Below are 25,419 nucleotides of genomic sequence, written 5' to 3' on the forward strand. Positions count from 1 at the left end.
TCCTTATCTTTCCTAAACATTCCTTACAGGAGATTAGTTATTGTTTTTAACAATACCTCATTAGAAGACTGAGATTTAACTAATGCTTGGCTAACATATTTAGCATAGTCTTTACTTAGCTCTAAATTTGAGAGTACTAATACTGGGAAATGATACTTTGCCAACCAAGGCAAAATTTCTATGCCATTACCATCAGGTAATAATAGATCTAAAATAACTAAGTCGTATCTTGTATGCTGTAACATATCTTTTGCTTCATGCAAATTACTTGCAGTAGTTACATTTGCATGTTTATTTAACAAAACTGAAATAATGTGCTGCTGCTCTACATTGTCTTCAATATGAAGAATATTGGGTTTATTCCTTCCTAAATTTTTAATTCTGCCAATTGAATCCAATAGTGTATTAGAATCGACAGGCTTATCTAACCAATCCACTACACTGATTGCATCACCGTTTAACAAGCTGCGTCCTGTCTGGGCTATCACTGAGAGAACAATAATTGGAATATCTTTAGTATTTTGATCCGTACGAAGCTCACGAATAAAGGACACTCCATCTTGATCGGGTAAAACTAAATCCATTAATATGGCTTGATATTGATTCGACTCCAATAGTTGTTTTGCTTCTTTAACGGTTTGCGCTATATCAGTTTCATAGTTTGCGGACTCTAATAGTGCTTGTAAATAATTGGCTTGATCTTCATCATCTTCGCAAATAAGCAATTTCTGATTAGCTTGAGGAGTAACGCTCTTTTTGTTAAGGAATACCGTCCTTGGTGCATTTTCAATAAGAGGAAGGTCAAAATAAAACGTCGTATTTTCTGGGGAACTTGTAAAATTGATCCGTCCTTCGAGTTTTTCTATAATGGCTCTACTAATATTAAGGCCTAATCCTGTACCACTTTTTCCGCGAGTGTCTGAAGAATCTGCTTGAGAGAATTTTTGAAAAATACGTGGTCTAAATTCTAAAGGAATTTCTGAGCCATAATTGCAGACTGAAACTCGAACCATTTTATCTAATTTCTCAATTGAAATGACAACATCATTCCCCTTGTTTGAAAATTTACACGCATTCGAAATTAAATTGTTTAATACTTGAATCAGGCGATCAGGATCTACTTTTACTTTAAATGAGTCAGCCAATTCGGTAAATTTTATTTTAACACCATATTTCTCAGCATACATTTTGTTGCTTTCAATAGCTTCATTTACTAAATGTTGGAGATCCTTTTCGACTAATCGAAATTCCATTTTTCCTGCTTCAATTTTTTCGATATCAAGAATATCATTGATTAATAAAAGTAGTCGTTCACAGTTATTATTTGCTATTTCGAGTAATTTTGTAACTTTCTCAGGGAAGCTGCCCAGAGTACCACTTATGAGTAATCCAAGGGATCCACGTATGGAGGTAAGAGGAGTGCGTAATTCATGGCTAACAATCGAAACAAATTCTTTTTTTAATTTTTCTGTTCTTTTAAGTTCAGTTACGTCGTGAATAACTGTCAGAGCCCCAATTACTTTTCCAGCTGCATTAAAAATTTTTTGTCCATCAATGATTACATCATTGACTAAATCGTTTTTAAATTTTATCAGGAAAGGTATCCCTTGAATTTTTTCACCTTTCAGCACCTTTGCAAGTGGTGTTTTTTCATGTGTAATCAGTTCATCATTGGATGAATAAATATTAAAATATTTAGGCAGATCTTGAATGCATTTTCCCACTACATTTGCAGATATTTTCCGATAAAGGACCTCATTGACTACCGTTATTTTACCGACCGCGTTACAGGCTATAATGCCATCCTCTAAGTTATTTAACATGGCTTTTAAAAAAGCTTTTTCATTGTTAATCATTTTCTTATAAGTACTTGTTATGAGTGCCAAAATCAAAATTAAAATGGTGATGCCTGCAATAAAGAAAGGCATATAACGAGTACTAATTATCTCTAAACCTGATAGAGGCATTGAATGGGCAGTAAGTGGTGTAAAGATAGCAGCCTCCATGCCAGTATAATGCATACCACAAATAGCAACACCCATAATTAATGCACTAACGAGCTTGATGTAAAATTGTTGTCGACTTGTACCTTGATTAGCACGTAGTGCTAACCAAAGAGCTGCTTCAGCAGCAGTAATCGCTATAATAATTGAAAGAATAAATAAACCAGGTAAATAATGAATATCGACATGAATTTTCATCCCTTCCATGCCCATATAATGCATGGTTGCTATTGCAAGGCCAATTATTACCCCACCAATAATTAAGTGAGCTAATGAATAGTTCTCTTTTTGCAAAATAAACAATGCTAAAGCTGAAGCGAGTACAGCGGCTAACAAGGAAGCTACTGTCCATATCAATTCAAATTTCATGGACATCGGCATAATATAAGCTAACATGCCGATAAAATGCATAGACCAGATGCCTGCCCCCATTGCGAAAGCACCACCAACTAACCAGTAATATTTCGCTCTCTTTCGATGTTCAGTACGCAAGCTACCGACCAAATCTAATGCCACGTAGGAAGCTAAAACAGCAACGATGTAAGAGATGAATACTAATCCTGGAGAATAATGCCCATAGATAGCATTAATTGGAATATCATCTAGCTGAAACCAGTGGCTAAGATTCATTTTTAACATCCTGTATAATATAAACTCCTCATAGCAACTTCAGTATTATAGTAAGTTGCTCCAAAGAACTTCTTTTATATTTTAGTATTAAATAGAAATTTCTTCCTAATCTATTGTGGGGTGCAATTATGCCCTTTAGATGTAGAAATTTATGGCTTTATGAATACTATAGCGCAGTACAATTATTAAGTGAGGAACAGTGTTTAGTTGAGTTTATTTTAGATGCGTCAATTTTTTGACATAAGCATGAATGCTTGGGATCAGGTCTTGTTTTTTGTCTATTTCTAGGCAGTATGCAAAAAGCAAGACCGGCTCCAGAGATGCGCAAAAAAAAAGACCAGACCCCATATACGTTACTCAATTTGCAAGTAACTTTATCATCCCCGTGTAGGTGATATTTTTATATTGGCAATGTGCTCCATCATGGATTGATTCCTGCCTACGCAGGACTGACAGCATCCGTTTTCTGCTTCGCTTGACGGTTATGTGGCTTGGCCGACAATTCCTGAGGAGAAATAAAAGATTGGATGTGATGCATCGCAAGCAGGTAACTTCAGTAAGGTAGGGTGGGATTTTAGACCCAACGCTAATTTAAATCACGCTACAGATTGTTGGGTCAAGATGACCCGCGCATTTTCTTTGAGGTATGTAAACTCAAATTCACAATACTCTCTCTTTAAGGAAGAAGGCTTAAAAACTCCTATTTAACGGTCTTAAAGCAAATAGGAGCAAAATTAACAGAGTGAAAAGAGGAAATTTTTTTCAAATTAGAATGCAAAATTTCCATTATGACTATTACTCTCATGTGAGCTAGTTATAGAGCTTTTTTTCTCGCTAGATAGATTGGAAATCAAACTAACAAAATGTTTGCATTGTCTTTGAAAAAAATCAGTACGAGAAAGGTAAAATTTGTTCATAAAACTTGTAGAGTTTAATTTGGAAACCAAATTTTGAAATTCATCCAATTGATTTTTTGATTCCGCTTGGTTTTCTGAAACTGTTAAACTTAACTCCACTATTTCCTTATCTCGATTAAAATTTACTTTAACATGATTCAATTTGTTTGGGGCTTCGAAGAATTCGACATTCTCCACCACTGCGCGAAAAAGTTTTAATTCACTATTAAATTCAACATAAGCTTTATTATCTCCAGGACAATTATTTTTTATTGTTTTTGGCATATTATGCATAATATTTCTCGGTATTTACGATTAAAAACAAATGCTTATACATAATTTTTTAAATAAATACAAGCTTAATCTCTGATGAACTATCACATCTACAAAGGGAAGTATATAGCAAGCACAGGTAGGTTGAGCTGAAAAATAGTCTGCATTTCAAAAGGCAGTAAAATAATCAATGAAATTATTCGTAGTTGATCAGCGAATGTATCAAAAAAGGAAGCAAAAAATAATATCAATAAAAACAGCCATAAAATAGCAAAGAAAGTGACACTTGCTTCTTATTTGTTCACTTTCTTGCATACCAGTCAGATAAACACAGAAAATTTCCTCTAATTTTTTACTCTGCAACAACTTGGAGGTTATTTTCTTTTCTTGGTTTGATTTCCACCTTCACTATAAATAGTTTGTTCTATTTCGCTCTCTTTCTTTTCTTGTATTTGGACTGATTCTTCAGAATGAGGCGAATCACAAACAGGGCAAGAGGATTGTTTTGATGAGCACATGTGAGAGCAAAATTTATTAAAGAGACACAAGATAACGCCTGCAGCAAATAAAGCGGCTATTCCAAGACTATCGCCAGTAAAGATAGTTAAACAGGTTGCGATAACCAATAAGATAACACCTAGTATTTCAAAGCGTAGTGCCCAGAGACAGCTTATTTTGGAACATTCCATTTTTTTCATGTTATTTCTCCTATATTACTTTCATTGATTTTAGTAGGAAAATCTATCTTTCACTAATTTTAGACTATTAGATGATTGTTGTTTCAAATAGGGCAAGAGATAAAGAAGCGAAACGATGGGCAATGAATTAATAGAAACGAATAATTTTTGTCATTTTAACAATATTGAACTATAGCTTATTAATTCAACTGATAGTTTCTAATCACATGTTATAAAAAATTATATTGAAAGTAAGGAGACTCTGATGCCATATAAAAAAATCAATGAACTACCTGATAGCGTTAAGGATAACTTGCCTAATCACGCTCAAGAAATTTATAAGGAGGCATATAATAATGCTTGGGATCAATATGATAAACCCGAGAAAAGGCAGGGAGATCGTGACAGGGAAGAGACTGCCCATGCAGTTGCTTGGAGTGCAGTCAAAAAAGAATATGAAAAAAACTCTAAAGGAGAATGGGTAAAAAAATAGTACCCAACTCGTGGATAACGCAGTGGTTATTATTTAATAAAATTTCATAAACTGCTAATGGGTTTTTTAATGGATAATAATTTTCTGGGTCCTAAAAAAACACAAATTTGGAGCTTAAGACAAGAACTTAGTTGTCACATTTTATTAGTGTTAATTCCTTTTGCTTTAATATTTATATTAGTAATGCATTTTACTGATTATCATTTTACATACACTTTAGATGATCCTTATATTCATTTAACTTTGGCTAAAAATATTTGGAATGGATTTTATGGTATTAATACAGGCGAAGCATCTGCTCCTTCGTCAAGTATCCTGTGGCCATTTCTATTATCACCGTTTTCTATCTTTGGCCGTTATTTTGAGTTTTTTCCGTTACTTATAAATTTATTATGTTTGGTTGGCTTGGTTCATTTATTATTACTGATTTTTAAAGATGTGCCTATTAATTACCGGATTTTATTAATTTTTATAATTTTGATTTCCATTAACAGCTATGGACTTGTTTTTACAGGGATGGAACATAGTTTACAAATTTTATTAGTAGTATTATGTGCTTACCCTTTATATAAGGAAAAGTGGTGTATTCAAGCCAGAGATCCCCCATATTATCAAGTCGCAGCTTTGATTTTATTGCCTATGGTACGCTATGAAGGCTTAGCGTTATCAATCCCTATATTATTTTATCTTTTCTTAAAAGGTTATCGATTAAAGGCCTCTATTGGGATTATATCGATTTTGTTTATTCTAGGTTTTTTTAGTACATTTTTATATTACAAAGGATTGGGGTTTTTACCCAGTTCAATTACTGCTAAATATACTCCAATTGTTATTAACTTAAGAGAAAATCTAAGGCAGTATGCTTATTTATTGCTACCAATCGCAATAATAATGGTAATTTTATGGAAAAAGAATCCGCAACTTGCTTTAGTTGTTTTTGCTGCTACAACACTACATTTTTTATTTGGTCACTATGGCTGGTTTGGAAGATATGAGGTTTATTATGTTTTATTTATTGTTATTTTAGCACTACGCTTAGTAATTGACTTTGATTTACCACTCTTTCCGGCAGTAGTGGCATTACCATTATTTTTTTATACTCTCTCCCTTACTAATTTTTTAATACCTTTTGCATCTGCAAATATTTTCTATCAACAAGCACAAATGGCTAATATTTTCAATTTGTTAAATGAATCAATTGCTGTTAATGATTTAGGGTTAGTCTCTTTTCGAAGTCATGGAAAATATGTGCTTGACCTTTATGGTTTGGGTTCAAATGATTCGTTGAAAAGTCGTATTGCAAATCTCAATAGTACAAGCTCATATTGGATAAGCGGTTTGATGAACAAAAAAAATGTGAAATACGTTTTTATATTTGATAATTGGATTAAACATAAACCAAATTCTTGGATTAAGGTTGGGAAAATCAAGGTAAAATTTTACTGTGTAGTTACCCCAAACAATACCGTTACGCTCTATTCAGCGGATAGTATGCACGCTAAAAAATTATTTGAGGCACTAAAATCATATGAACCATATATCAACAAAGATAAAGTCGAGCTTATTATCTACCCACCAAAACAATAGAGTGTCTTATCAAATCCTGGCATAAATGCTTGCAAAAAAAGTTAGAGATTTTCATTATAAATTTAAGATATTGGGGTTATTTGATTTTTGTATTGAATATAAAAGTTCAAGAGCATTCTCAAACAGGGTGCGTATATTTTTATAAACGGGCTCAGCTATACCCTTCATTTTTTTAGGGGACCAGGCTAAATCGCATCAAAGATTGTTGGGTCAAAATGTCTAACCTATTTGCTATTGGCAAAAGAGATTGAAATAGGGCTATAATGGTTGAACGGATGTAATTTATCACAGGGAAGGTCCAAATGAGAAAGATAGTTCAATGGTTGGTTGAATTTCTTGATGCTATTGTTGGTGTTACGGAAGATAAACCCAATAACTGCTATATAAGTGTTTATGAGGCTCGGGAAAAATATGAAGCCGGTTTGATTAGTATGCGCGAGTACAATGAAACCTTGGAACGGAAGGATATAATTTAAGAAACTCATAATGCCCCTTTGGGGGCGATTTTTAATCTTTTGGGCTGGCAATTTCTGAATTAACGCAAATTAATTTATTGAAACCATTTTTCACAATGAGAATGACTCATTTTCATTATCTTGTTGTGATCAAGATTTAGGAGATTTTCCAATATTAGTTTTTCTGTTATAGTACTAGTGTAATTTAATTAGAAGGATAAAATTGAAGTGGGGTATGAATGGATAATTTTTCCATACGTACCAGTATATTATAGTGAAGATGGACAATAAACATAAATGGATTTTAAACGATCAGTAATTTTTGCGCTAAGTTTGCCCCTTATTATTTTCCTGGTAGCTCCTCTTGTTTTTTATTTGGGAAACCATTTTGAATTTACAACTAATCTGGCGGATACGTTACCGCTGCTTGTATTTCTTTGTATTGGTGCTACAGCAATTTTACTTGGGCTATTACTGGCAATTTCCCGGTGGCCGATGCTTTATGCAATTATTTCAGGGCTGTTGGTGGGACTTGCGTTATCTTCCTGGGTGCAAAGCCAACTTTTTGCGTGGGACTTTGGTCCGTTAGATGGAAATGGAGTCAACTGGAGTAAATGGAGCACTCATGCCAATTTAGAGTTGCTAGCCTGGTTGTTTCTTGTTAGTGTTGCTATCACTCTGGCTTTTCGAGCAAGAAATAAGTTACTTATTTTGGCACAGGGCAGCTTGCTGTTAGGTGTTCTGTCACTAATTACTGCCTGGGTGAGTTCGGACTACCATCCTAAGAAAAGTGTCCAAGCTGCAAAGAGTCTTTTTTCCTTCCACGAGAAGAATAATAAGATCCTGATAATCCTGGATAGTTTTCAATCTGATATTTTTAATGAGATAGCACAGAATTGGCCTGAGGAAGTGGCCTTTTTGCGTGGGTTCACTTTTTATCCAAACACGCTTGGTGGTTATCCAAGCACTATTGCTTCTTTACCATTAATTCTGACAGGTAAATTTTACAAAAATGAAATTCCACTAAAGGATTGGCTGAAGGCAAACTATACAACCTTAAATATAGCTGATTACCATATTGAGAAAGGATACGGAGCCAGTATTATTTCAATCATCCCGTATAAATATTTTGAGGGTATTAAAGCTAAAAAAGCATTCATGGCGTCTGTTGGGGATGAAACTTGGGCGGGGATTAGTAAGCAACAATTGTTATTGCTAAATGGGGGGCTATTTCGAGTTGCACCAACCAAACTAAAACCTGAACTTTATGATAAAGACCACTGGCTTTTCTTGAAACTAACCACTGATGATACATTACCCCCAGGTAGGAATGGTGATGATTTGCGCTTTTTGAACGCCCTCAAAAAGAACGCTAAAATTAATTCTAATAAACAGGGTGAGTTCAAATTGTATCATTATGCAGGTACTCATTCCCCTTCTCAGGTTAATGAATTGTTTAAATATGAAAAAGATATGCCTGCGACAAAGGACTCTTATGTGCGTCATGCGCGAGGCGTTTTGCGATTTTTGCGCAGTAATCTTGAGCTGCTTCACAAATTAGGTATTTATGATTCTGCTGAGATTGTGGTTATCGGCGATCACGGTAGGGGATTTTGGCCAGCGGATGTTCAAGGTTCTGCCGATGCATTAGATGACAATATAAATACGTATGCACTTGGTACTGCGCGTCCACTTTTTTTATATAAACCAAGCACGTCGATCACTCCACTTACCTACTCCAATAAACCGCTTCACTTAGCTGATATCGTATGCATCCTTTCTGCGAATGATGATAAGTTTGCATGTGGGGTCGATCGTTTATCAAAATTAGATGAAAAGAAAAGACGTACTTTTTTATTCTATAAATGGAGCAATCCATATTGGAAAAAAGCGTATCTTCCACCAATGTCAGAGTATGTTATCCATGGTGATGTAAGAAATGTACAATCGTGGGAAAATCTTAATCGAGAGTATGCTGCGGGCTCCGTAAAGCAAGTAATTAAATTTGCTGAGTATAAACTTGGTATGCCTCTGAGTTTCGCCCAGGAAGGCAATGTAGCGAAATTTTTAAAGCAAGGCTGGTCTGGGCAAGAGAAAGAGCATCGATGGACCAATGGATCTAAAAGCCGGCTAGGTCTTTATGTAAAACAAGCAAAATCGAAATCCTTATCATTGCGATTGTATGCTAAAGCGTTCCCGACCAAAGATAGAAAGCCACAACAAATCAAAGTAGTAGTCAATGGGCATCAAGTTGCTTCCTGGAGAATGCTCGAGCTGGATTGGTTCGAAGCGACTATTCCTGCAAAAATAATAAGCAATGGATTATTGGATATAACGTTTGTTATCTCCGAGCCCACTGCTCCTAGCGAAATAAGTGAATCTCTGGACCATCGTAAACTGGGAATTTTCGCTAAAGAGATAGTTATTGATGAAATAAAAAGAGTTTAGTATATGAAACACCGAACAGAAGATTACAGTTACATACCCCACCAAGCCTCTTTTCGGGATCCCTCAGGATTTATTTTTACCCATCAGGGAAACATTCATAGACAGGTAAATTTAATTTACCGTCCTCATTATGATCATTTGATGCGCTCGGGATTATATAAGAAGTTAACCGATAAAAATTGGCTTGTTCCTCATACAGAAATGGAGCCAGCTCCATTTTCCGAGGACGCTTACAAGATTTTACGTCCTACGCCGCTTCAGTTTATTTCTTATCCCTATGAATGGTCGTTTAGTCAACTTAAGGATGCTGCACTGCTCACGCTTGATTTACAAGAGCTCTCACTCGAGTATGGTATGACCATCAAGGATGCCTCCGCATACAATCTGCAGTTTGAACAGGGGCGCGCTGTATTCATTGACACACTTTCTTTTGAACTCTATGAGGAAGGGCAACCTTGGGCGGCTTACAGACAATTTTGCCAACACTTCCTGGCACCTCTAGTTTTAATGGCAAAAAAAGATATAAGGCTGGGGCAGCTCTTACGAGTTTATATTGATGGTATTCCTCTTGATCTGGCAAGCTCTTTACTCTCAAAACGCTCCTGGACGAATCCTGGATTGTTAATGCATCTTCATCTGCATGCGAGAATGCAGCAGTTTTATTCGCACACTAATAAAGCGAAGCGACGTTCAGGTAATCAACGAACAGCTCAACTCAGTAAGAAGGGATTTATTGGGCTCTTGCACTCTTTGCGGCACACGATCCAAAAACTTGACTGGAAACCTGTGGGAACGGAATGGGCAGATTATTATCAGGCAACAAATTATTCCGATTCATCATTTGCAGAAAAGAATAGAATCGTGAAGCAGTATTTGCAATTGTCCAAGCCGAAAGTAGTGTGGGATCTTGGCGCAAATACAGGACATTTCAGCCGTTTGGCTAATGAAATGGGAGCAACAACAACGCTTGCTTTTGATGTTGATCCAGCAGCAGTAGAAATAAATTATCGCAGGATCAAAGAGCAAGGCCATCATTCACCGCTGCCTCTCTTACTCGAGTTAACGAATCCAACCCCAAATTTGGGTTGGTCTAACAAGGAACGAGATTCTTTAATTGATCGTGGGCCTGCGGATTGCATTATGGCGCTTGCATTGATTCATCATCTGACAATATCAAACAATATTCCCTTGGAGCGTATCGCTGCTTTTTTTGCAGAAATAGGTGAGCATTTAGTTATTGAGTTCGTACCCAAATCAGATAGCCAGGTTAAACGTTTGTTGCAATCTAGAAAAGATATTTTTGAAAACTATACAAGAGAATATTTTGAAAAGGCCTTTAGCACTTATTTTTCAATAAGCTGTATTAATGAAGTACCAGGATCTGAACGAATACTTTATTTGATGACAAAAAACAAAGAGATCAAGCCGAATTAAGGAGGATATAATATGAGAAATACTTCAATATTAAGTGTATTGACTACATCTGCACTAACATTTTTGTTGTTAAATAGTTCGCCTGCATACGCTTATTTGGATCCGGGGACTGGAAGTGTGATTTTACAGGGCATTATAGGTGCTATTACCGCAGGGGCGGTGATACTAAGAATTTATTGGCATCGCTTACTTAGCATTTTAGGCTTTAGAAAGCATGCGGAAAAAGAAGAGATTACGGAAATAAATAAGGATTAACTAGGTGGAAGGGACGCCGTCTAGTAAATATTTTGAGGCTAAACTGGCTCTATATTCTGCCTACAGACTGTTGGATCAAAATGACCCAACCTCCTGGCTGGCTGCGATTATTCCATAAAAGGAATTATTGAAGAATACCGCAGCCTCTTTCTTCTTTCAGCTTATTTTCACTGGTTTCCCTTCATATCCTTGACAGCACTTTTCATCTTTTGCTGTATTTCCTGCTGCTGAAGTTCATGTGTCGATTTGACTTAGGGTTTTTCATCCGCTCCAATCTGTAAAGATAGAGTAGGCATTGGAGCCTCTAAAAATATAGACTGTCTATCGATAATAATAGATTAGATATTGATTGTCTGCTTCTTAATCAATCTTGGTTACAGCGCTACGAGACTCGCTTTATTGTTCATAATAAGATTAATTAATAATCTATTAATATAAATAATATACAATATACTCATTGAAATATGAGTGATAAAACATGGTTATTATTATTGGTGCAGGTCCAAGTGGTCTTTATACAGCAATTCAACTTAAAAAAGCCGGGGTCGAAGACGTTATAGTTTATGATCCACGAGCAGGAGAATATGTTAGACCTGGTCATATAAATTCCACAGTGCTAGAGCGTGCCGAACGTGGTGTGGGCGTCAAATTTAATTTTCCCACTGATAAAACAGCGCATATTAAGGATGTAGAACGCCTTTTATGGAAACATGCTTTATCTTTGGGTATTCCTGTCGAACAAAAAACATTTGTGGGCTTTAACCCGGATTCAAAAGGAGTCATTGTTGTTGATAAAGAGGGTAAAGAAGAGAAAATCCCGTGTGATTATGTGATGGATTGCACAGGAAGTAAGCGTCTCGTTGTAAATGCAGTGAATGAGTTTAGCCAGGCTCCCATTAAACCTTTTAAAACTTCTTTGGTGACAGAAGATGTTACAGTTCAAAACCACCTGCTTGCTTATGTGAAAATAGATCAACGATCTTTAAAAGTGAGTAACAATATACAACCAACCCCTATGGATATTAGTGGTATATCGCCCTTAGAGTTTGCTCGAGGTATGGAACGTCTCCGTCAATTTGGTTGGCATGAATTCGCCTTGCCGCGATGTTATAACATGCCTTTTGGGAAGGATAAGGCTTGTTTTTATGTAGAGACGCCTGATGATCTTCCTTCCGAACAGAAAGAAGCATGGTTGCAAGCAGTCTTGGAAACCAGAACAGGGGATGATGGAATAAGCTTTCAATTATTGACTGATTCAAAAAAATATAAAAGTAAACCGAGACTTACCACATTTTCCGTAAATCCAATAGAACTGAGTCCATTTTCTCATCAAGAGCAAGGATTACCCACGGTAATTACTCAAGGTGATACTCAAATTGACCCTAACTATTTTTTAGCACACGGGATCATCGATTCTTTTGATCGTATTGATCAGATGATTAAGGGAATGAAAATTTCGGGCGGTAAAATAATTTATTTTCAGCAACAAGATTATGAGCATGATGTTCAGCTCGATTTAGAAAAACATCGTGAGGCGCTGATTGCGCATTATAAAGAAAGAAAAGAATATTTTATTGTTTGGCTGCAAAAAGCCAAGGCTTATTATGAAGTAGCTATAGATAGGACAAAGTTACCAGAGGAAAAACTGCTTTTCGCTGAACGCGTAAAAGAAATTGAAGGCCGGATAGCTTATCATAATGCATTAAAAATAGTTCGGGAAAAAATTTCGGTTGCACCTAAATTATTAGATTTAATTGAAGCGAAAGAGCGTTTAATGCTGGCTCTTCAAAAGTTACCCAGTGTTTCTAAGGAGCGAGAGGACGCAAATCAGAAATTAAAGCTACTACTCTCCATGATCCAAAATATCGGGGAAAAACTATACCAAGAAGATAATTTTTCTTTGGCATTGGAGGCTTATCAAGAAGCTTTAAACTTATCTCGTACGCAAGTACCCAGAGATGAGACGATAGAGGTGTCTCTGCACGCAAAGATGATTTCATGTTATCGAAAACTGCACTTGGGCGATAAAGCTTTATTACAGGCTAGAGAGGTATTAGAAACGTGCTCGCCTGGAACAGAAATTCAGAAAGAAATTATTTTTAATGGAATTAAAGGGGCTATGGAAGAACTTTTATCCAATAAAGAGGAGAGCCAAATAGCAGCAAAACAGTCTGTACGAATGGTGGCTAAGTTCTATTGTCAGTATCAAGAGTTTATTGAACAACACTTGGAACACGATTTAAATGCAGAGCGCTTAGAAATAATATCCATTCTAGGAAACTGTAATTTATTAAGAGAGCAAGGAGATGAACTTGTTGAACAAGGGAAATCCGATCTGGCTCTTAATACCTATCAAGATGCCATACTCACGCATCGTTTATCGAATTATCCTTCCAGCATAGAGTGGGAAGGAAATTTATGTGCCAGCATGATGGTAATTTATCGTAAAACAAATCGACTTCCAGAGGGAGTTCCATTTGCGAATGAAATTTTAAAAAATCCAACGTTACCCATTGAAACGAAGAAAAAAATCCTATTTAACATGATGAAAGGAGGGGTAGATGCAATAAACTTGATGAAAGAAAGTCAGGAAGATTTATCCCTTATGAAGGAACTTCGACAACTTTATACACAACACAAAGAGTTCCTTAAGAGTGAATTGCAAGGGGCCTTAAAAAGTGAGCTAAATACTTTAGATTCTCTATTTGATACGGTAGTTTCACAAAGTGTGAATAACGCCTATGGTTAAAACAAGCTTAAAGAAAATACTCGATGGTTTATGTAAGATGTTTTTATGGTCTAAAAGATTCTTCATTTCCCGGTAAAATCTCAAAAAAAACGCCCATATTTTTTCTTTCTTTTTCAAGAAAATCCCTAAAGCCATTATATACTTTTGTGTCACCAAAGTGAGGGTCGGTCACTTCAAACTGTCCATCACATTTCTTTCCCAGCAACGTATGAAGCACGCCAACATTTATAATAATAAGCGTGGTTGTTCCTTCAGGAAAATCAGCTTCGCTTAATTCAGTCAGTGTTAATTTTTTTCTCGTGGGTACATCTTTCTTAAACAGTGAATAAAGTGAGGTAATCACTGGGTCCCTAGAGTACTTATGCAGCGCGGATTTAGATAATTCTTTAATTTCGATGCCGACTACATTGAGTTGATGTTTGTGGAAGTAGGATACGATTTTTTCTGGCGAAGCAACTTTTCCAGGTTCCAGCCAAATTTCTCTATATATTTCTAGTTCTTTGCTTGAAGTATAATCGCTTTGATCAATATACCCTCTTTCAAGAAGTATTCTCATTATTGCTCTTGCAGTACAGGAGTTTTTAAATTTTTGCTTATCTATCAAGGGTTCAATATCATCAAGTTTTGCTTTTAGTTTCGGATTGTTTAGCACAAAATCTGCAATTTCGTTGGAAGTTACTATTAATTTTAAGAAACTTTGCGGATCAAGCATGTGCACAAAGTCTTCTGAAGAAAGAAGCAATTTTATAGTATGTGAGGACAGATGTTTCATTGTCCCTAATGTAATAATACCCTTAATAGGTTTATCATGAGTACTATGCACTTCTTTAAATTTATTCACAAACTTTTCTAAGCTGGTTTTATTTATCGCCGTATCTGCATCTTTACCAAAATTAAAATCAATGCTTCGATAGATATTTCGACTGTATTCAATATCACTAAGCGTCACATCCGGAAATTGTGCTGCTGTAATATTTAAAATCATAATACTGACCTTAATGGATCTTTATTTACTTTATTATAGAATATTATAAAAATTGATCAGATGATTTATTTGTTGAGCAGAAATTAATTCTGGTTGCAGGCAGGATCTAGACGATTGAGCAATTGGGAAAATGCAAACATCTGAGAATTATCTTGCTATAATTCACCGTTCCAAGAGTATTTTTTTAAATTAACACAGCCATTGGTAATGACAATACCTTCTTTTTCTAACAGTTCTTTCTGATGTAAATAGTGCGGGCTGCCGGCAGGAAAAGAAAGTACTCCTCCGGATTTTAGCACACGCTGCCAGGGAAGGTTATGACTCTTTGTACAGGAATGAAGAAGCCATCCTACGGCACGTGCTCCTCGTGGATGCCCTGCCAGTCTGGCAATATCCCCATAGGTTACAACCCTACCTCGAGGTATTGATTTAATCAACCTTAGCACTTCTTTTGAAAACTCAGTTTGTATATTCATTTTTTAAACAGCCAGCTCATCTATAGATTAAATCTCGGTTTCCACTAAGATAAGTGTAGCCTGATTGCTTGCAACTGAATCTTATACATATCTCTGAAAACCAGTTCTACTCTACTTCGACGTCCCGCGGACAAGCCGCGGGGTGTAGGCAGAGAGATGATCAAGAGACAGTTGCCTTGCAACCAGGCTCTATTAAAAAAGCAGACCTCTCTTTTTATTTTTGATCATAAAATAGAAAATTGATTTATAATTACCCACATGAGTAACAAAAAGCGCATGCTCGTTAATATTTCGTTAATTTTTTTAACTTAGAATCCCCCAACAAGAGAATGTGCTGAACTACAGCTATGAAAATTTATAGTAAACAAGAGGCAGGGTTTCAAGAGGTTTATACTCATGAGGATGTTCTTCCCGAGAATATAGAGAAACCTGAAAAAAAACCTTTTATTATCTTAACATTACCCGATGATTTCTGTAATATTGATTATCTAATTCAGAATTTTCCCCTATTTAAAAAACTGGGGTACTTCGAGGTCAAAGATCAGAAACAAATTTTAACGATTACCAGCAAAAGAAAAGTTGGAATTGTTATCAATGCAATTCTTTCAAGCCCTGATTATAATCATAAAGAAAACAATGAATTATTCTATAGTTTAACGCTGTTACAACAAGAGCTGACTAAAACAGCAAAAACGTACCATCCACCGCATAAAAGTAAAGAGCGCGCACAATATCATTCTGTTCCTGATGAAATTATAAGAGAAACGAATGCACCAAAACCTTCTCACCATGCTGAGAAAGTTAAAAAAGTGGATAAATCAACCATAGAAATTCTAAAAACAGAAGAGTCTGGAAGAAGAGTTACTGAAATAGAAGCTTTCAATGGCATGTGTTATCGCCTGCTCTTAAATGACCGCACACCCAGAGTTAGAAGCGTACATGATAATCAAGGTAATCGAGTTGGGGTTATTTCCAGGGCGATCGATAATTTTCAATCTTTACATGATTACTATCTAAACCAGAAAAAACAAATTGGTTATCTGCGTTCACCGCCACAGATGAACCTGGTAAAATCAGGTATTGGCAGAATATTAGGTGCTGCCTATACTGAGGAAGAAAATGATCTGCATGGTGGTAATATTGGCTATGATCCAATCAATTTAATATCTTATAAAATTGATCATGATCAAGCAACTTGGCCAATCACATCAAAATACCAAAACAAAAATCCTAATAAGCCGCTTTACAAGGATAATGAAAGAGCCTATGGCATAAAACCTAAAGATGCTTTTCCCATAACTCAAAGAGATATTACAAACTTCCCGCATTTACGCGATGCGAAACCACGTAATTTTCCCGATGAGACGGATAGCGGCATTTTAAATCTTCCTGGGATTGAGGATAATCCTGATTTTATCAAAGATGTTTTTTCAGTTTTTCTTAAAAGAGCCTTATTTAACGAGCAAATTTATCGAGCCATTGCTAATGAAACGATTGAGAATCCCAAATTACGAGAAGAATTGGTAGCTCACAAAACCCGACGTAGTGAACTTCTAAAAGAAGAACTTGTAAAAAACAAAAAATTTTTAAATTTTCTTATCGAAAATCCTGATTTAAAAAATCAGATCATTGGCGAATTTAGAGAATATAATGCTGACTATAATGAAGATAGCCCTTTGCGCCTGGATCTTGAGGATTTAGGAAATAAATTTGATATTCTTGTTGAGCAAACATCAGAACAAATAGAAGTGTCAGACATGGCTGTCGAGCTTTTTGAAACCTATTATAGGCCTGATCAGGATGTAAATGCATATGAATATCAAACAGCTGCAACGGATTCATCTCTACGAAAACAAGAAACAAAAAGACATCTCAAATCAGCGCTTCATGTTAATGACAATGAAGCTGAATTTATTTTTAATAAACTCAAGAGAACATGGCTAAGTAATCCAATAAATTTTAAAGCGACTATTATTGAGAGAAATGCAGAAAATGCTCTTGCGAAAATTTTAGCAGATCTTATTAGACTTGATGGTAAAGTTGGAGTTTTCGGTGGTGAAATACGTAAACTAAATAAAGAACATGAAATTAAAATACCTAAAGGTGCAGCTGCTATTTTTGATCTGTATAAAAAACATCAAAGGGGGGAGCTTCTTTCTGCAGTTGAAACCCTAGAGGCGATTATTGCACAGGCAGCCATTGCAAACGCTTATCAAGGACATACTTTGTTTAATCGTCGCCAGCTTGAAACCTCTGATTTTTATAATAATATTGTTGCTATTCAGTATAGAATGCTTACTGAAGAAGTGAGTGATGCAGTAAAAAGTAAAGATCAACTATACAGCTTCTGTTTCTAAAAGCTCCAAAGCCCCACCACAATGATTGTCCTAATCCAGTGTAATAAAATCTGAGGGTTCTCTGTCAATAAACTGTTTTATCAATTGTTGCCAAAAAGGGCGATACAAAGCATTAAATAAAGGATGTGAATCATCAACGGGAAAGCAGGGGCCATGATTCACTTCCAGTAACCAAAGCCTCCCATTTTCTTCAATCATAAAATCAAAACCAAAACAGGCAATCCGAGGCTGGTTATCTTGCCAAATCGTTGCAAATCGATCTTTCAAAGTCTTTATTACGAGTTGACAGATAGAAATAATGCTTGATTTATAGGGTTGGAAAATTGCCATCTCATCACTTAAGCGTTGAACGACATTAAATCGTTCATCACTAAGATGTTCGTTGGTAAGATGAGACTCCATTTGGCTGAAATTGTCTTCTTGATAAGGTTTTAAGGCAATATTTAAATAGCCGCTAGGAAAGAGTGCTGACCCTGCATGTGTAGATACAACTAACAATTGTCTAATGGAAAATTTATGACCTGATACTGGCCCTTGGATTAGCAACGGCTTAGCAATATAACGTTGCAGCACCTGGGGTCCTCCCATACGCTGATGTGAGAGAAAATGTGCCTCAACATCATTTAAATCATGAAATATATGAATATGTTGGCCATTATTTAACATGGAGGGTTTTAATATCCAAGGTATTTTGGCAGATTGTGAATTATCAATTTTAGCTAATACAGAAGGCCAAGTTTGATCATCGATAAAAAAGGTTTCAGGCATCAAATATTTGAGTTGATTTGCTTGTAGAAAGGCTGCCAGCAGATGTTTGTATTCCAATGTTTCGCTAACCACTGGTGAAAACTGAAGCCAGGCTTCATTGACCGACGCCAGAGTCGAAAACCTGCTTGGCTTCCATCCATCGGCCTTTAAAAAACGCGCTAAATTAGCATGTGTTGGCGAGGTTTCTGCTGCTAAATGAAATTTTCTCATAATCTTTTATCAATCTAACATTTCATAACAAGTATAGCCTTGATTCGATGAAGTAGTAAGGCGAAATTTAGGAGAAAAATCGTACCGTTTAAGGGACAGGGATTATCTCTATCTGTAATTTTTTAGTCTTTTTAATATATTTCTCATTCTGAACGTTAAACACCAACATCACAGCAGACGAATTAGATATACTGTCTGACAGTCGCTATATGTCATCATTCTGGGGGCCCAGTGTGCGGATGAAAATATCACCACCGCAACAACAAACAGGAACTTCAAATTGGACATCTTTTTTTCAGAGTAAAAGTGGGGTAACGGAGGCTGTCCCAAGTCAATCTAGAAAACACGAACAACCTAAATCTGAGGAAGAAAATGATGAAGACTCGCACCTTACTAAAAAGAGACGGTAAGCTTTTGTGCTATATTAGAGCTAATGCACTATAAAGGGAGTTATAAATGACTAATATGAAATTAAAGAGTTTAGATACCCCTGATGAACTTCGTAAATTACCTAAAACAAAAATTGAAGTTGTGAATTTTGAAGAAGTTACAGTGATGCGTGTAACCTTTCAGCCCGGATGGAAATGGTCTGAATGTCTCAAACCAACAGTTGGAACCAAAAGTTGCGAAGCATCCCATGTTAATTACATTATCTCTGGGCGAATTGTTGTGGCAATGGATAATGGCGAGCAAAAAGAAATGGGTCCTGGCGATGTTGCTATTATTCCGCCTGGACATGATGCATGGGTAATTGGTAATGAGCCTTGCACTGCGATTGATTTCAGTGCAGGCAAAATGTACGGAAAAGCTTGAATTCGTCAATATTCACTAAAGAAAATCTGAAATTTTCATAGCAGGGAGCGGCATAATGAACAACGCACGAATTGATTTTAATAAATTTCCTGATGCAATTCAGGCGATATTTGCTCTTGAAAAGTATGTGAATAGCAGTGGCTTGGAAAAATCTCTTCTTGAGCTGGTTAAGCTGCGTGCGTCACAAATTAATGGCTGTGCTTATTGTGTTGACATGCATACTGCGGATGCAAAAAAAGAAGGTGAGTCTGATCGCCGTCTCCATGCTGTAGTTGTATGGAGAGAAACTCCTTTTTTTACTCCTCGTGAACGAGCAGCTTTGGCTTGGACTGAAGCCGTTACTTTACTATCAGAGACACATGCTCCTGATGCGCTTTATAATGAACTCCTAACATGTTTCAATGAAAAGGAAGTTATTGATCTTACTATGGCAATTGTCACCATTAACAGTTGGAATCGTATGGCAGTTAGTTTTCGCAAATCTCCAAGCTAAAAAGTGCAGAATATTGGATTAAGAAAAATAATTGAAAAGAAAACTATACGAAACAAATGGATTCATATAAAAAACTTGGCTTGGAAACGCTTTTTCAAACGTTTACACCGGAAAAGTAGTTAAGGAAATGGTCGAAAATAACTTCTTTGTTCAAATTGTTATGAGTTCTTATTCTTAAGGTAATAAAATAAAAAAAGCACAAAGAAATAAATAAACAGAGGTTTAATAAAAAAATTAAATATTACAATTAACTGTAAAAACACGCTGGTTGAACCCCATAATATTTGAACTAGTTTTAAAGTATCCAACGGTTGATAGGGCTTTATATATAACAACAGCGTAATATGCTTAATAATAAAAAAACCGAGTGTGGCGCACAAAAAAGCAATTATATGCCTCACCGAATATAGCATTAGACCCTGAGTTTTTTTCATTATTTTGCCTGTTATTCAAAATCACTTATCTCCATTTAGCTATTTACTATGACTCCTCCATTAGGATGCAGAACTTGTCCAGTCATATAGGAAGAGTCTTCAGAGGCAAGATATAAATATGCTGGAGCAATTTCATAAGGTTGAGCAGCACGGTTCATAGGTACTTGACCACCAAAATGACTGACCTCTTCAGCATTAAAACTCGAGGGAATTAAAGGTGTCCATACAGGACCAGGTGCTACGGCATTCACTCGAATACCTCGTTTTATTAAATTTTGCGAGAGAGAGCGAGTAAAAGCTACTAATGCTCCTTTTGTAGCAGCATAATCAATTAAATGGTCATTTCCTTTGTAGGCCGTGACAGAGGTTGTATTTATAATAACAGCACCATTTTGTAAAAATGGCAATAAAGCTTTTACCATGTAAAAGCAAGAAAAAAAGTTAGTTTTAAATGTTTTCTCCATTTGCTCGCAACTAATATCCTCTATGGTATCTTGAGGATATTGCATTGCAATGTTATTGATTAAAATATCAATTTTACCGCATTGTTCGAGAGATATTTTACAAAGAGTCTCACAAGCAGAATACTCTTGTAAATCTCCATGGCTTAACCAACATTTTTGCCCTATTTTTTCTATCATGTTTTTAGTTATTTTTGCATCTTCATGTTCATTTAAGTAATGAATATAAATATCGGCTCCTTCTTGAGCAAATAAGCAGGCTACTGCTCTGCCAATACCGCTATCGCCTCCAGTGATCAATGCTTTTTTGCTCATTAACTTATTACTTGCTCGATGATGAGGAGATATAAAAATGGGCTTTGGATGCATTTTTTCTTCGCTGCCTGGCTGTTTGTTTTGATGTTGCGGCGGTTGTTGAAGAGTGTTCTTTTTCATGATGAATTCCTTTTAAAAGAAAAAATTAATTTTTAAAGAATATATTATCTAATAGCTTCTGATTTAATTTCGATTTGCGATTTTTTGCGGAATAACAGATAGGAATTGGTTTCTTCCATGGTTATTAATTAATCATAGAAGAAAAAATAATGTTTGCTCTTTTTATTCATAATATTTTTGAGAGTAAATTTTTTAAATTAAAAACTTATAGAGTTTATAACCTAAAAGAATCGCAGAATTTAATATAAAAAATAAAATAAGCGTATAAATAACTATAAAAAAAAGGGCACCTATTAAAAGAAGTCCATCTCTTTCAATTAATCCTGTAGCAACTGCAATAATGGCAAAAGAAAAAATAAAGTCTACATAAGGAATGGGAAGCATTAAAAAAATGCTTAAAAAGAAGATAAAAACAATAAAAAAATATTTTATTGGGCTTGAGCTAAGAAAAACCCATCTTCTTTCGATGTATTTTTCAAGAAACTGCACATAAGGAATTACTTTTATTATTCCTTTATTAATATCATCAGGTATTTTTTTATTTTTAAGTTTTTGAGGAAGCCATATTTTATTGTGCCTCACTAAAAGTTGAAGTGTTATTAATGCTATGGAAATGCCAAATATTAAAGAAAAGCCCGGAATAAAAGCCAAAGGAGTTGCAGGAGGAATTGCTAATAAAATAATCAAAAAGAAATGATCTTGTTCGTGAAATTTATTTAATATGTTGCCAAGAGTATCGTCTTTTGCTTTTTCTTCTTTAATTAATTTTTTCAATCGACTCGATATTTTCATTTAGTCTCTGTCGGGTTCAATTTATTTTTGTTTGTAATCAAATAACTTTCCGTAATCTAAGTTTTTAGTTTACGGCAGTTATTTGAAAATTTACACTATTTATAAAGGAGTACCCTGTTCTTCTTTTTTACAACGCATTCCATAGCATGCACTAATACAACTTGATAAGGCGCCGAGGAAGAATAAAATAAAAAGAATCCAACCGCTCCAAGCTAAGTGTTTCGGATTGGCATTGGTCATTTTTTCTGCAGGGGCATTTTGTTGCGGTGTTACTGAAACATTGACGTCTGCTGCAGAAAGTTGGGTGGGAGCTAGAGCTGGATTCAAATTTTCTTCATGAAAGGCAACATAGTGAGTCATAGGCATGATTAACAGAACACTTAACATTAAAGCCAAACTCCAGGTAATAAACCCATAGATTACTCCGCCATGACAATAACAATGATAGAATCGGGCTAAATAACCCGCAACAAATCCTGCAACGCCCATTGAAACAATCACCCCGATTAATAAACCTAAAACTCCACCAAGAGCCACGGTAGTTGCACCATTAGGCCCTGCGGAATAGGCACTTAAACCAATTGCCATACTAAAAATATTCAGTAAAAAGCCGAGCCCTACACCCACAAATGCCCCGGCAATAATTGCAGACCAATGCAGTTGGGTTGTAGTAGTTTTATAACATTTTTGATTGTCCGTAATCATAAGAGTATCCTTAATTAAATGTGAGAAATTAACCAAATTAACACTAATATACTAACCGGAACTCCTAGCAACCATGCAATAATATATCCCATTATTTTTCTCCAAAAATTACTCTCAATTCGATTTTTTACTCTTCTTTAATTTATAGACTAAAAAATTATTCGGTTTTAACTTAAGCATTATTCTTTAAATTAATTTATTGATGCAGCTCATATTTTCTTTTCTTTCATTCGCTCCTCGAATTAAAATTAGTGTACTGCATGGCTTTTGTGATGTGTGGTTTTTGCATGTTTTTTATGAGAAAAACCTTTATTTTTAGTTGCTAGAGCATGAGATCTTGTTGTTTTACTTCTTTTTCCAGCAAGCTTTTTTATTTTTCCTTCTGCTCCATTTGGAATATAAAGCCAAATAGAAAAAAGCTCGCTCATGTAATTGATATAATTAAGGTTATTTTTTAACAATACATTCATCTGTTTTTCCATAAGATCGTAAGGTGTACGAATTTCACCGAATTCTTGGGGATGAATATAAGCAAAATTGAGAAACATTTTTTTACTTAGTTCCATAGTTAGTGGTATTGCGGATGATAAATGACTGTTCATGTCTTCCATGTTTATCTCCTTATAAAACTGTTTAATTAATTATCATAGAAGAAAAAAAACCGAAGTCAAAAAATGAATGTATCACGAAAGAGGATTTTGATGTCCCTTATTCGAGAAGAATAAGATTGTTCTGTGGCTTGCGAATCTAAACGATCTAAGTGTAAAACCGGATGCTTATAACTAGAAACATTAATCGAATAAAACTAGATAAATAGTATTTCTCAGCCTATTTTTTAAAGAAGCATTCAAGGAGAAAAAATGAAAAAGATAATGATAATTATAGGACTCTGGCTTTGGGGTTCATCTTTAATACATGCGGCAGAGACTATTCGTATTACAGTAACGACTAATGATCAAACTGCTGCGGGGATAGGATACATGGTAAATGGTAAAAAAACAGGAGGACCGGGTAAATTTTATATAGGAAATGGACCTAAAAACAGTAAGTATTTCTTTGGTTACAGAAAAAAATCTGCTCAGGGACGAGATGTTTCTTGTGGTTCTCATAATTTAACAAAAGATAGTTATGTGATTTTACTCGCTAAAGGAAATAGGTGTAGAAGTATAGTAAGACGCTAATTATCTAAAAGACTTAATTATGATTACATTAATTATACTCATCATACTTTTATTGGCAGTTCTTCCTACCTGGCCCTACAGTAGAGACTGGGGGTATTACCCAAGCGGCGGCGTTGGATTAATTTTACTCATATTAATTGTTTTCTTATTAATATGAGATAATAGTTTTGTAGCTTGATAAGCGCGCTTTGGAATCTTTCTTATCCCTTCTCGTAATAAACAAGAGTAGTTTTTAGATACTGATATCAATGCCACCAGTGAGTCCATATTTGCTTTTCACTTGTGTTCCATAATAGTTTTGCATTATTGGGATATTCACCCCAAGATAACAAGAAATGATGTTCATATTGACTCTTAAGCCGGGTAATAAAAAGATACTATGTCCGCCGCTATTCTGATCGGTCAGGCCGGCAATATTATCTTTTGCAACATACTCGCCATTCAACTCCATGATGCCATCAATTTGAAATTGGGTATGTTCGTTTTTATAAAATGCTAAAACGGTTGCAAAATTATAATCAAATACCGAACCTAGCGTTGTTTCCTGCGTTCCTTCGGTACTTTGGGTGTAAATCAAATTCGAACTTAATGAAAACTTCTTATATTGTTTGGAAATAATAATTCCTGCAAATGGGGTCCAAGCACCACTTCCAGGCTGATCTGATGCGGAAAATAGAATGCCATTGTTATCTCTTGCTGTCGTTTTACCTGTGGGGGCATTAATTCCCGAGAGCAATGCCAGGGAAACTGGATGTTTGGTTTCTTCAACCAATCGCCACAGAGAAAAGAAGTTAGCATCGCCTAATCCATAGCTATTTCCTAAAGGAGTCACGTTACCAACATGTGTTTCTTCATCAAAGCTCGCAGCAGCGAAGGAAGAGTTAAACACATAAGGAAGGCTTGCACCGATGGTTATATTGTTTCCAAGTCCATAAAATACTGTAAGGTAATTAGTCAATGCGGACTTTTGGTTTTCGGCTAAAGGATGCTCTAGCAGTACCTGATCAGAAAGGAGGCTATTGGGATAGTATTCTACTCGTTGACTTATACCTATTTCGCCTTTATCCAAAGTATCGGCAGTTGATGTAGTTATTGGGGAGCCCAGTCCTACGGAGTAACTGATTGATTTTTGAGGGAAAGTAGCTGCATAAAGATTTAAAAAAAAGCAGCAATACAAACAGATTGCCCGTTTTAGAATTATTTTCATTTCGTGAGTTTTTTAAATTTTATTGTAACTTAGATATTGGTAATGCCCAATAGCTTGCTGTCGATAAATGCCTACACGAGATAGCAAGACATTTAATCTAGTAGTATTGAAAGGTTATTGAACAATTGAAATAGCTTCAAAAGTACCATCAATTTCAATAAAGAATCAGAAAATTGTTTTATTAATCAAATAGTTGTAATTG

General features: G+C 35.5%; 23 protein-coding genes. 12 read left to right on the plus strand and 11 right to left on the minus strand.

All coding sequences use genetic code 11. From position 1 onward, the window contains the following. Nucleotides 1-23: 23 nt before the first annotated feature. The 3 genes from A8O27_RS14135 to A8O27_RS14145 all read right to left on the minus strand — a co-directional run bounded on the left by A8O27_RS14135 (nt 24) and on the right by A8O27_RS14145 (nt 4,500). Nucleotides 24-2,633: an MHYT domain-containing protein gene (locus A8O27_RS14135; RefSeq protein ID WP_058461085.1), complete on the minus strand. Its 2,610-nt coding sequence runs from the start codon at nt 2,631-2,633 to the stop codon at nt 24-26. 767 nt (nt 2,634-3,400) lie between these two features. Further along, nucleotides 3,401-3,814 (minus strand): hypothetical protein, encoded by a 414-nt coding sequence (locus A8O27_RS14140; RefSeq protein ID WP_131744476.1) that lies wholly within the window; start codon nt 3,812-3,814, stop codon nt 3,401-3,403. A gap of 362 nt (nt 3,815-4,176) precedes the next feature. Further along, on the minus strand, nt 4,177-4,500 hold the full coding sequence (locus A8O27_RS14145) for a hypothetical protein (protein WP_058461083.1): 324 nt from the start codon (nt 4,498-4,500) through the stop codon (nt 4,177-4,179). 244 nt (nt 4,501-4,744) lie between these two features. Between A8O27_RS14145 and A8O27_RS14150 the strand changes: the two genes are divergently transcribed. The 7 genes from A8O27_RS14150 (at nt 4,745) to A8O27_RS14175 (ending at nt 13,900) form a co-directional block, all read left to right on the plus strand. Beyond that, nucleotides 4,745-4,972 (plus strand): ChaB family protein, encoded by a 228-nt coding sequence (locus A8O27_RS14150; RefSeq protein ID WP_058461082.1) that lies wholly within the window; start codon nt 4,745-4,747, stop codon nt 4,970-4,972. Nucleotides 4,973-5,041: 69 nt separating this feature from the next. Further along, nucleotides 5,042-6,559: a DUF8728 domain-containing protein gene (locus A8O27_RS14155; protein WP_058461081.1), complete on the plus strand. Its 1,518-nt coding sequence runs from the start codon at nt 5,042-5,044 to the stop codon at nt 6,557-6,559. A gap of 302 nt (nt 6,560-6,861) precedes the next feature. Beyond that, the gene (locus tag A8O27_RS19060) at nt 6,862-7,035 is read left to right on the plus strand and encodes a hypothetical protein (protein WP_165483284.1); all 174 of its coding nucleotides are present in this window, start codon (nt 6,862-6,864) and stop codon (nt 7,033-7,035) included. Nucleotides 7,036-7,311: 276 nt separating this feature from the next. Beyond that, nucleotides 7,312-9,462, plus strand: coding sequence for a sulfatase-like hydrolase/transferase (locus A8O27_RS14160; RefSeq protein ID WP_058461080.1), 2,151 nt, complete (start codon nt 7,312-7,314; stop codon nt 9,460-9,462). Nucleotides 9,463-9,465: 3 nt separating this feature from the next. After that, entirely contained in the window at nt 9,466-10,896 is a 1,431-nt protein-coding gene (locus A8O27_RS14165) for a class I SAM-dependent methyltransferase (RefSeq protein WP_058461079.1), read from the plus strand. A gap of 12 nt (nt 10,897-10,908) precedes the next feature. Further along, complete coding sequence (locus tag A8O27_RS14170) at nt 10,909-11,151, plus strand: hypothetical protein (RefSeq protein WP_058461078.1); 243 nt, start codon at nt 10,909-10,911, stop codon at nt 11,149-11,151. Nucleotides 11,152-11,629: 478 nt separating this feature from the next. After that, nucleotides 11,630-13,900, plus strand: a complete 2,271-nt coding sequence (locus tag A8O27_RS14175; RefSeq protein WP_058461077.1) for an FAD-dependent oxidoreductase — start codon at nt 11,630-11,632, stop codon at nt 13,898-13,900. A gap of 43 nt (nt 13,901-13,943) precedes the next feature. Here A8O27_RS14175 and A8O27_RS14180 read toward each other — a convergent pair whose 3' ends face one another. Both A8O27_RS14180 and A8O27_RS14185 read right to left on the minus strand, forming a co-directional pair. After that, nucleotides 13,944-14,885: a hypothetical protein gene (locus A8O27_RS14180; protein WP_058461076.1), complete on the minus strand. Its 942-nt coding sequence runs from the start codon at nt 14,883-14,885 to the stop codon at nt 13,944-13,946. A 155-nt stretch (nt 14,886-15,040) separates the two neighbouring features. After that, a complete protein-coding gene (locus tag A8O27_RS14185) occupies nt 15,041-15,361 on the minus strand; it encodes an MGMT family protein (RefSeq protein ID WP_058461075.1) in 321 nt (106 codons plus the stop codon). Nucleotides 15,362-15,708: 347 nt separating this feature from the next. On the opposite strand from A8O27_RS14185, the gene A8O27_RS14190 reads away from it, so the two are divergent. Continuing rightward, complete coding sequence (locus A8O27_RS14190; protein ID WP_058461074.1) at nt 15,709-17,718, plus strand: hypothetical protein; 2,010 nt, start codon at nt 15,709-15,711, stop codon at nt 17,716-17,718. Between the two features lie 30 nt (nt 17,719-17,748). Here A8O27_RS14190 and A8O27_RS14195 read toward each other — a convergent pair whose 3' ends face one another. Then, nucleotides 17,749-18,696, minus strand: coding sequence for an ATP-grasp domain-containing protein (locus A8O27_RS14195; protein ID WP_058461073.1), 948 nt, complete (start codon nt 18,694-18,696; stop codon nt 17,749-17,751). Nucleotides 18,697-19,152: 456 nt separating this feature from the next. On the opposite strand from A8O27_RS14195, the gene A8O27_RS14200 reads away from it, so the two are divergent. Further along, on the plus strand, nt 19,153-19,509 hold the full coding sequence (locus A8O27_RS14200; RefSeq protein ID WP_058461072.1) for a cupin domain-containing protein: 357 nt from the start codon (nt 19,153-19,155) through the stop codon (nt 19,507-19,509). Between the two features lie 55 nt (nt 19,510-19,564). Next, the gene (locus tag A8O27_RS14205) at nt 19,565-20,002 is read left to right on the plus strand and encodes a carboxymuconolactone decarboxylase family protein (protein ID WP_058461071.1); all 438 of its coding nucleotides are present in this window, start codon (nt 19,565-19,567) and stop codon (nt 20,000-20,002) included. 469 nt (nt 20,003-20,471) lie between these two features. On the opposite strand, the gene A8O27_RS14215 is transcribed toward A8O27_RS14205, so the two are convergent. The 4 genes from A8O27_RS14215 to A8O27_RS14230 form a co-directional block, all read right to left on the minus strand. Then, a complete protein-coding gene (locus tag A8O27_RS14215) occupies nt 20,472-21,332 on the minus strand; it encodes an SDR family oxidoreductase (RefSeq protein ID WP_058461069.1) in 861 nt (286 codons plus the stop codon). Between the two features lie 192 nt (nt 21,333-21,524). Beyond that, complete coding sequence (locus tag A8O27_RS14220; protein WP_235810608.1) at nt 21,525-22,106, minus strand: exopolysaccharide biosynthesis protein; 582 nt, start codon at nt 22,104-22,106, stop codon at nt 21,525-21,527. A gap of 117 nt (nt 22,107-22,223) precedes the next feature. Further along, a complete protein-coding gene (locus tag A8O27_RS14225) occupies nt 22,224-22,829 on the minus strand; it encodes a hypothetical protein (RefSeq protein ID WP_058461067.1) in 606 nt (201 codons plus the stop codon). Nucleotides 22,830-23,077: 248 nt separating this feature from the next. After that, entirely contained in the window at nt 23,078-23,440 is a 363-nt protein-coding gene (locus tag A8O27_RS14230) for a hypothetical protein (protein WP_058461066.1), read from the minus strand. 249 nt (nt 23,441-23,689) lie between these two features. Between A8O27_RS14230 and A8O27_RS14235 the strand changes: the two genes are divergently transcribed. Together A8O27_RS14235 and A8O27_RS18555 are read left to right on the plus strand one after the other, a co-directional pair. Further along, nucleotides 23,690-24,010, plus strand: coding sequence for a hypothetical protein (locus A8O27_RS14235; RefSeq protein ID WP_058461065.1), 321 nt, complete (start codon nt 23,690-23,692; stop codon nt 24,008-24,010). 19 nt (nt 24,011-24,029) lie between these two features. Next, nucleotides 24,030-24,167, plus strand: a complete 138-nt coding sequence (locus tag A8O27_RS18555) for a DUF3309 family protein (protein WP_082642513.1) — start codon at nt 24,030-24,032, stop codon at nt 24,165-24,167. A gap of 75 nt (nt 24,168-24,242) precedes the next feature. Here the strand turns inward: A8O27_RS18555 and A8O27_RS14240 are convergent, their stop codons facing one another. Further along, nucleotides 24,243-25,217, minus strand: a complete 975-nt coding sequence (locus tag A8O27_RS14240; RefSeq protein WP_058461064.1) for a hypothetical protein — start codon at nt 25,215-25,217, stop codon at nt 24,243-24,245. Nucleotides 25,218-25,419: the final 202 nt, after the last annotated feature.

The organism is Legionella bozemanae, from assembly GCF_001648595.1.
In the GTDB taxonomy this organism is placed as follows: domain Bacteria; phylum Pseudomonadota; class Gammaproteobacteria; order Legionellales; family Legionellaceae; genus Legionella; species Legionella bozemanae.

What these genes read in the sequence shown, in the direction of transcription:
- A8O27_RS14135 (WP_058461085.1), bottom strand. Translation starts at nt 2,633, where the DNA reads ATGAATCTTAGCCACTGGTTTCAGCTAGATGATATTCCAATTAATGCT.
- A8O27_RS14140 (WP_131744476.1), bottom strand. Translation starts at nt 3,814, where the DNA reads ATGCCAAAAACAATAAAAAATAATTGTCCTGGAGATAATAAAGCTTAT.
- A8O27_RS14145 (WP_058461083.1), bottom strand. Translation starts at nt 4,500, where the DNA reads ATGAAAAAAATGGAATGTTCCAAAATAAGCTGTCTCTGGGCACTACGC.
- A8O27_RS14150 (WP_058461082.1), top strand. Translation starts at nt 4,745, where the DNA reads ATGCCATATAAAAAAATCAATGAACTACCTGATAGCGTTAAGGATAAC.
- A8O27_RS14155 (WP_058461081.1), top strand. Translation starts at nt 5,042, where the DNA reads ATGGATAATAATTTTCTGGGTCCTAAAAAAACACAAATTTGGAGCTTA.
- A8O27_RS19060 (WP_165483284.1), top strand. Translation starts at nt 6,862, where the DNA reads ATGAGAAAGATAGTTCAATGGTTGGTTGAATTTCTTGATGCTATTGTT.
- A8O27_RS14160 (WP_058461080.1), top strand. Translation starts at nt 7,312, where the DNA reads ATGGATTTTAAACGATCAGTAATTTTTGCGCTAAGTTTGCCCCTTATT.
- A8O27_RS14165 (WP_058461079.1), top strand. Translation starts at nt 9,466, where the DNA reads ATGAAACACCGAACAGAAGATTACAGTTACATACCCCACCAAGCCTCT.
- A8O27_RS14170 (WP_058461078.1), top strand. Translation starts at nt 10,909, where the DNA reads ATGAGAAATACTTCAATATTAAGTGTATTGACTACATCTGCACTAACA.
- A8O27_RS14175 (WP_058461077.1), top strand. Translation starts at nt 11,630, where the DNA reads ATGGTTATTATTATTGGTGCAGGTCCAAGTGGTCTTTATACAGCAATT.
- A8O27_RS14180 (WP_058461076.1), bottom strand. Translation starts at nt 14,885, where the DNA reads ATGATTTTAAATATTACAGCAGCACAATTTCCGGATGTGACGCTTAGT.
- A8O27_RS14185 (WP_058461075.1), bottom strand. Translation starts at nt 15,361, where the DNA reads ATGAATATACAAACTGAGTTTTCAAAAGAAGTGCTAAGGTTGATTAAA.
- A8O27_RS14190 (WP_058461074.1), top strand. Translation starts at nt 15,709, where the DNA reads ATGAAAATTTATAGTAAACAAGAGGCAGGGTTTCAAGAGGTTTATACT.
- A8O27_RS14195 (WP_058461073.1), bottom strand. Translation starts at nt 18,696, where the DNA reads ATGAGAAAATTTCATTTAGCAGCAGAAACCTCGCCAACACATGCTAAT.
- A8O27_RS14200 (WP_058461072.1), top strand. Translation starts at nt 19,153, where the DNA reads ATGACTAATATGAAATTAAAGAGTTTAGATACCCCTGATGAACTTCGT.
- A8O27_RS14205 (WP_058461071.1), top strand. Translation starts at nt 19,565, where the DNA reads ATGAACAACGCACGAATTGATTTTAATAAATTTCCTGATGCAATTCAG.
- A8O27_RS14215 (WP_058461069.1), bottom strand. Translation starts at nt 21,332, where the DNA reads ATGAAAAAGAACACTCTTCAACAACCGCCGCAACATCAAAACAAACAG.
- A8O27_RS14225 (WP_058461067.1), bottom strand. Translation starts at nt 22,829, where the DNA reads ATGATTACGGACAATCAAAAATGTTATAAAACTACTACAACCCAACTG.
- A8O27_RS14230 (WP_058461066.1), bottom strand. Translation starts at nt 23,440, where the DNA reads ATGGAAGACATGAACAGTCATTTATCATCCGCAATACCACTAACTATG.
- A8O27_RS14235 (WP_058461065.1), top strand. Translation starts at nt 23,690, where the DNA reads ATGAAAAAGATAATGATAATTATAGGACTCTGGCTTTGGGGTTCATCT.
- A8O27_RS18555 (WP_082642513.1), top strand. Translation starts at nt 24,030, where the DNA reads ATGATTACATTAATTATACTCATCATACTTTTATTGGCAGTTCTTCCT.
- A8O27_RS14240 (WP_058461064.1), bottom strand. Translation starts at nt 25,217, where the DNA reads ATGAAAATAATTCTAAAACGGGCAATCTGTTTGTATTGCTGCTTTTTT.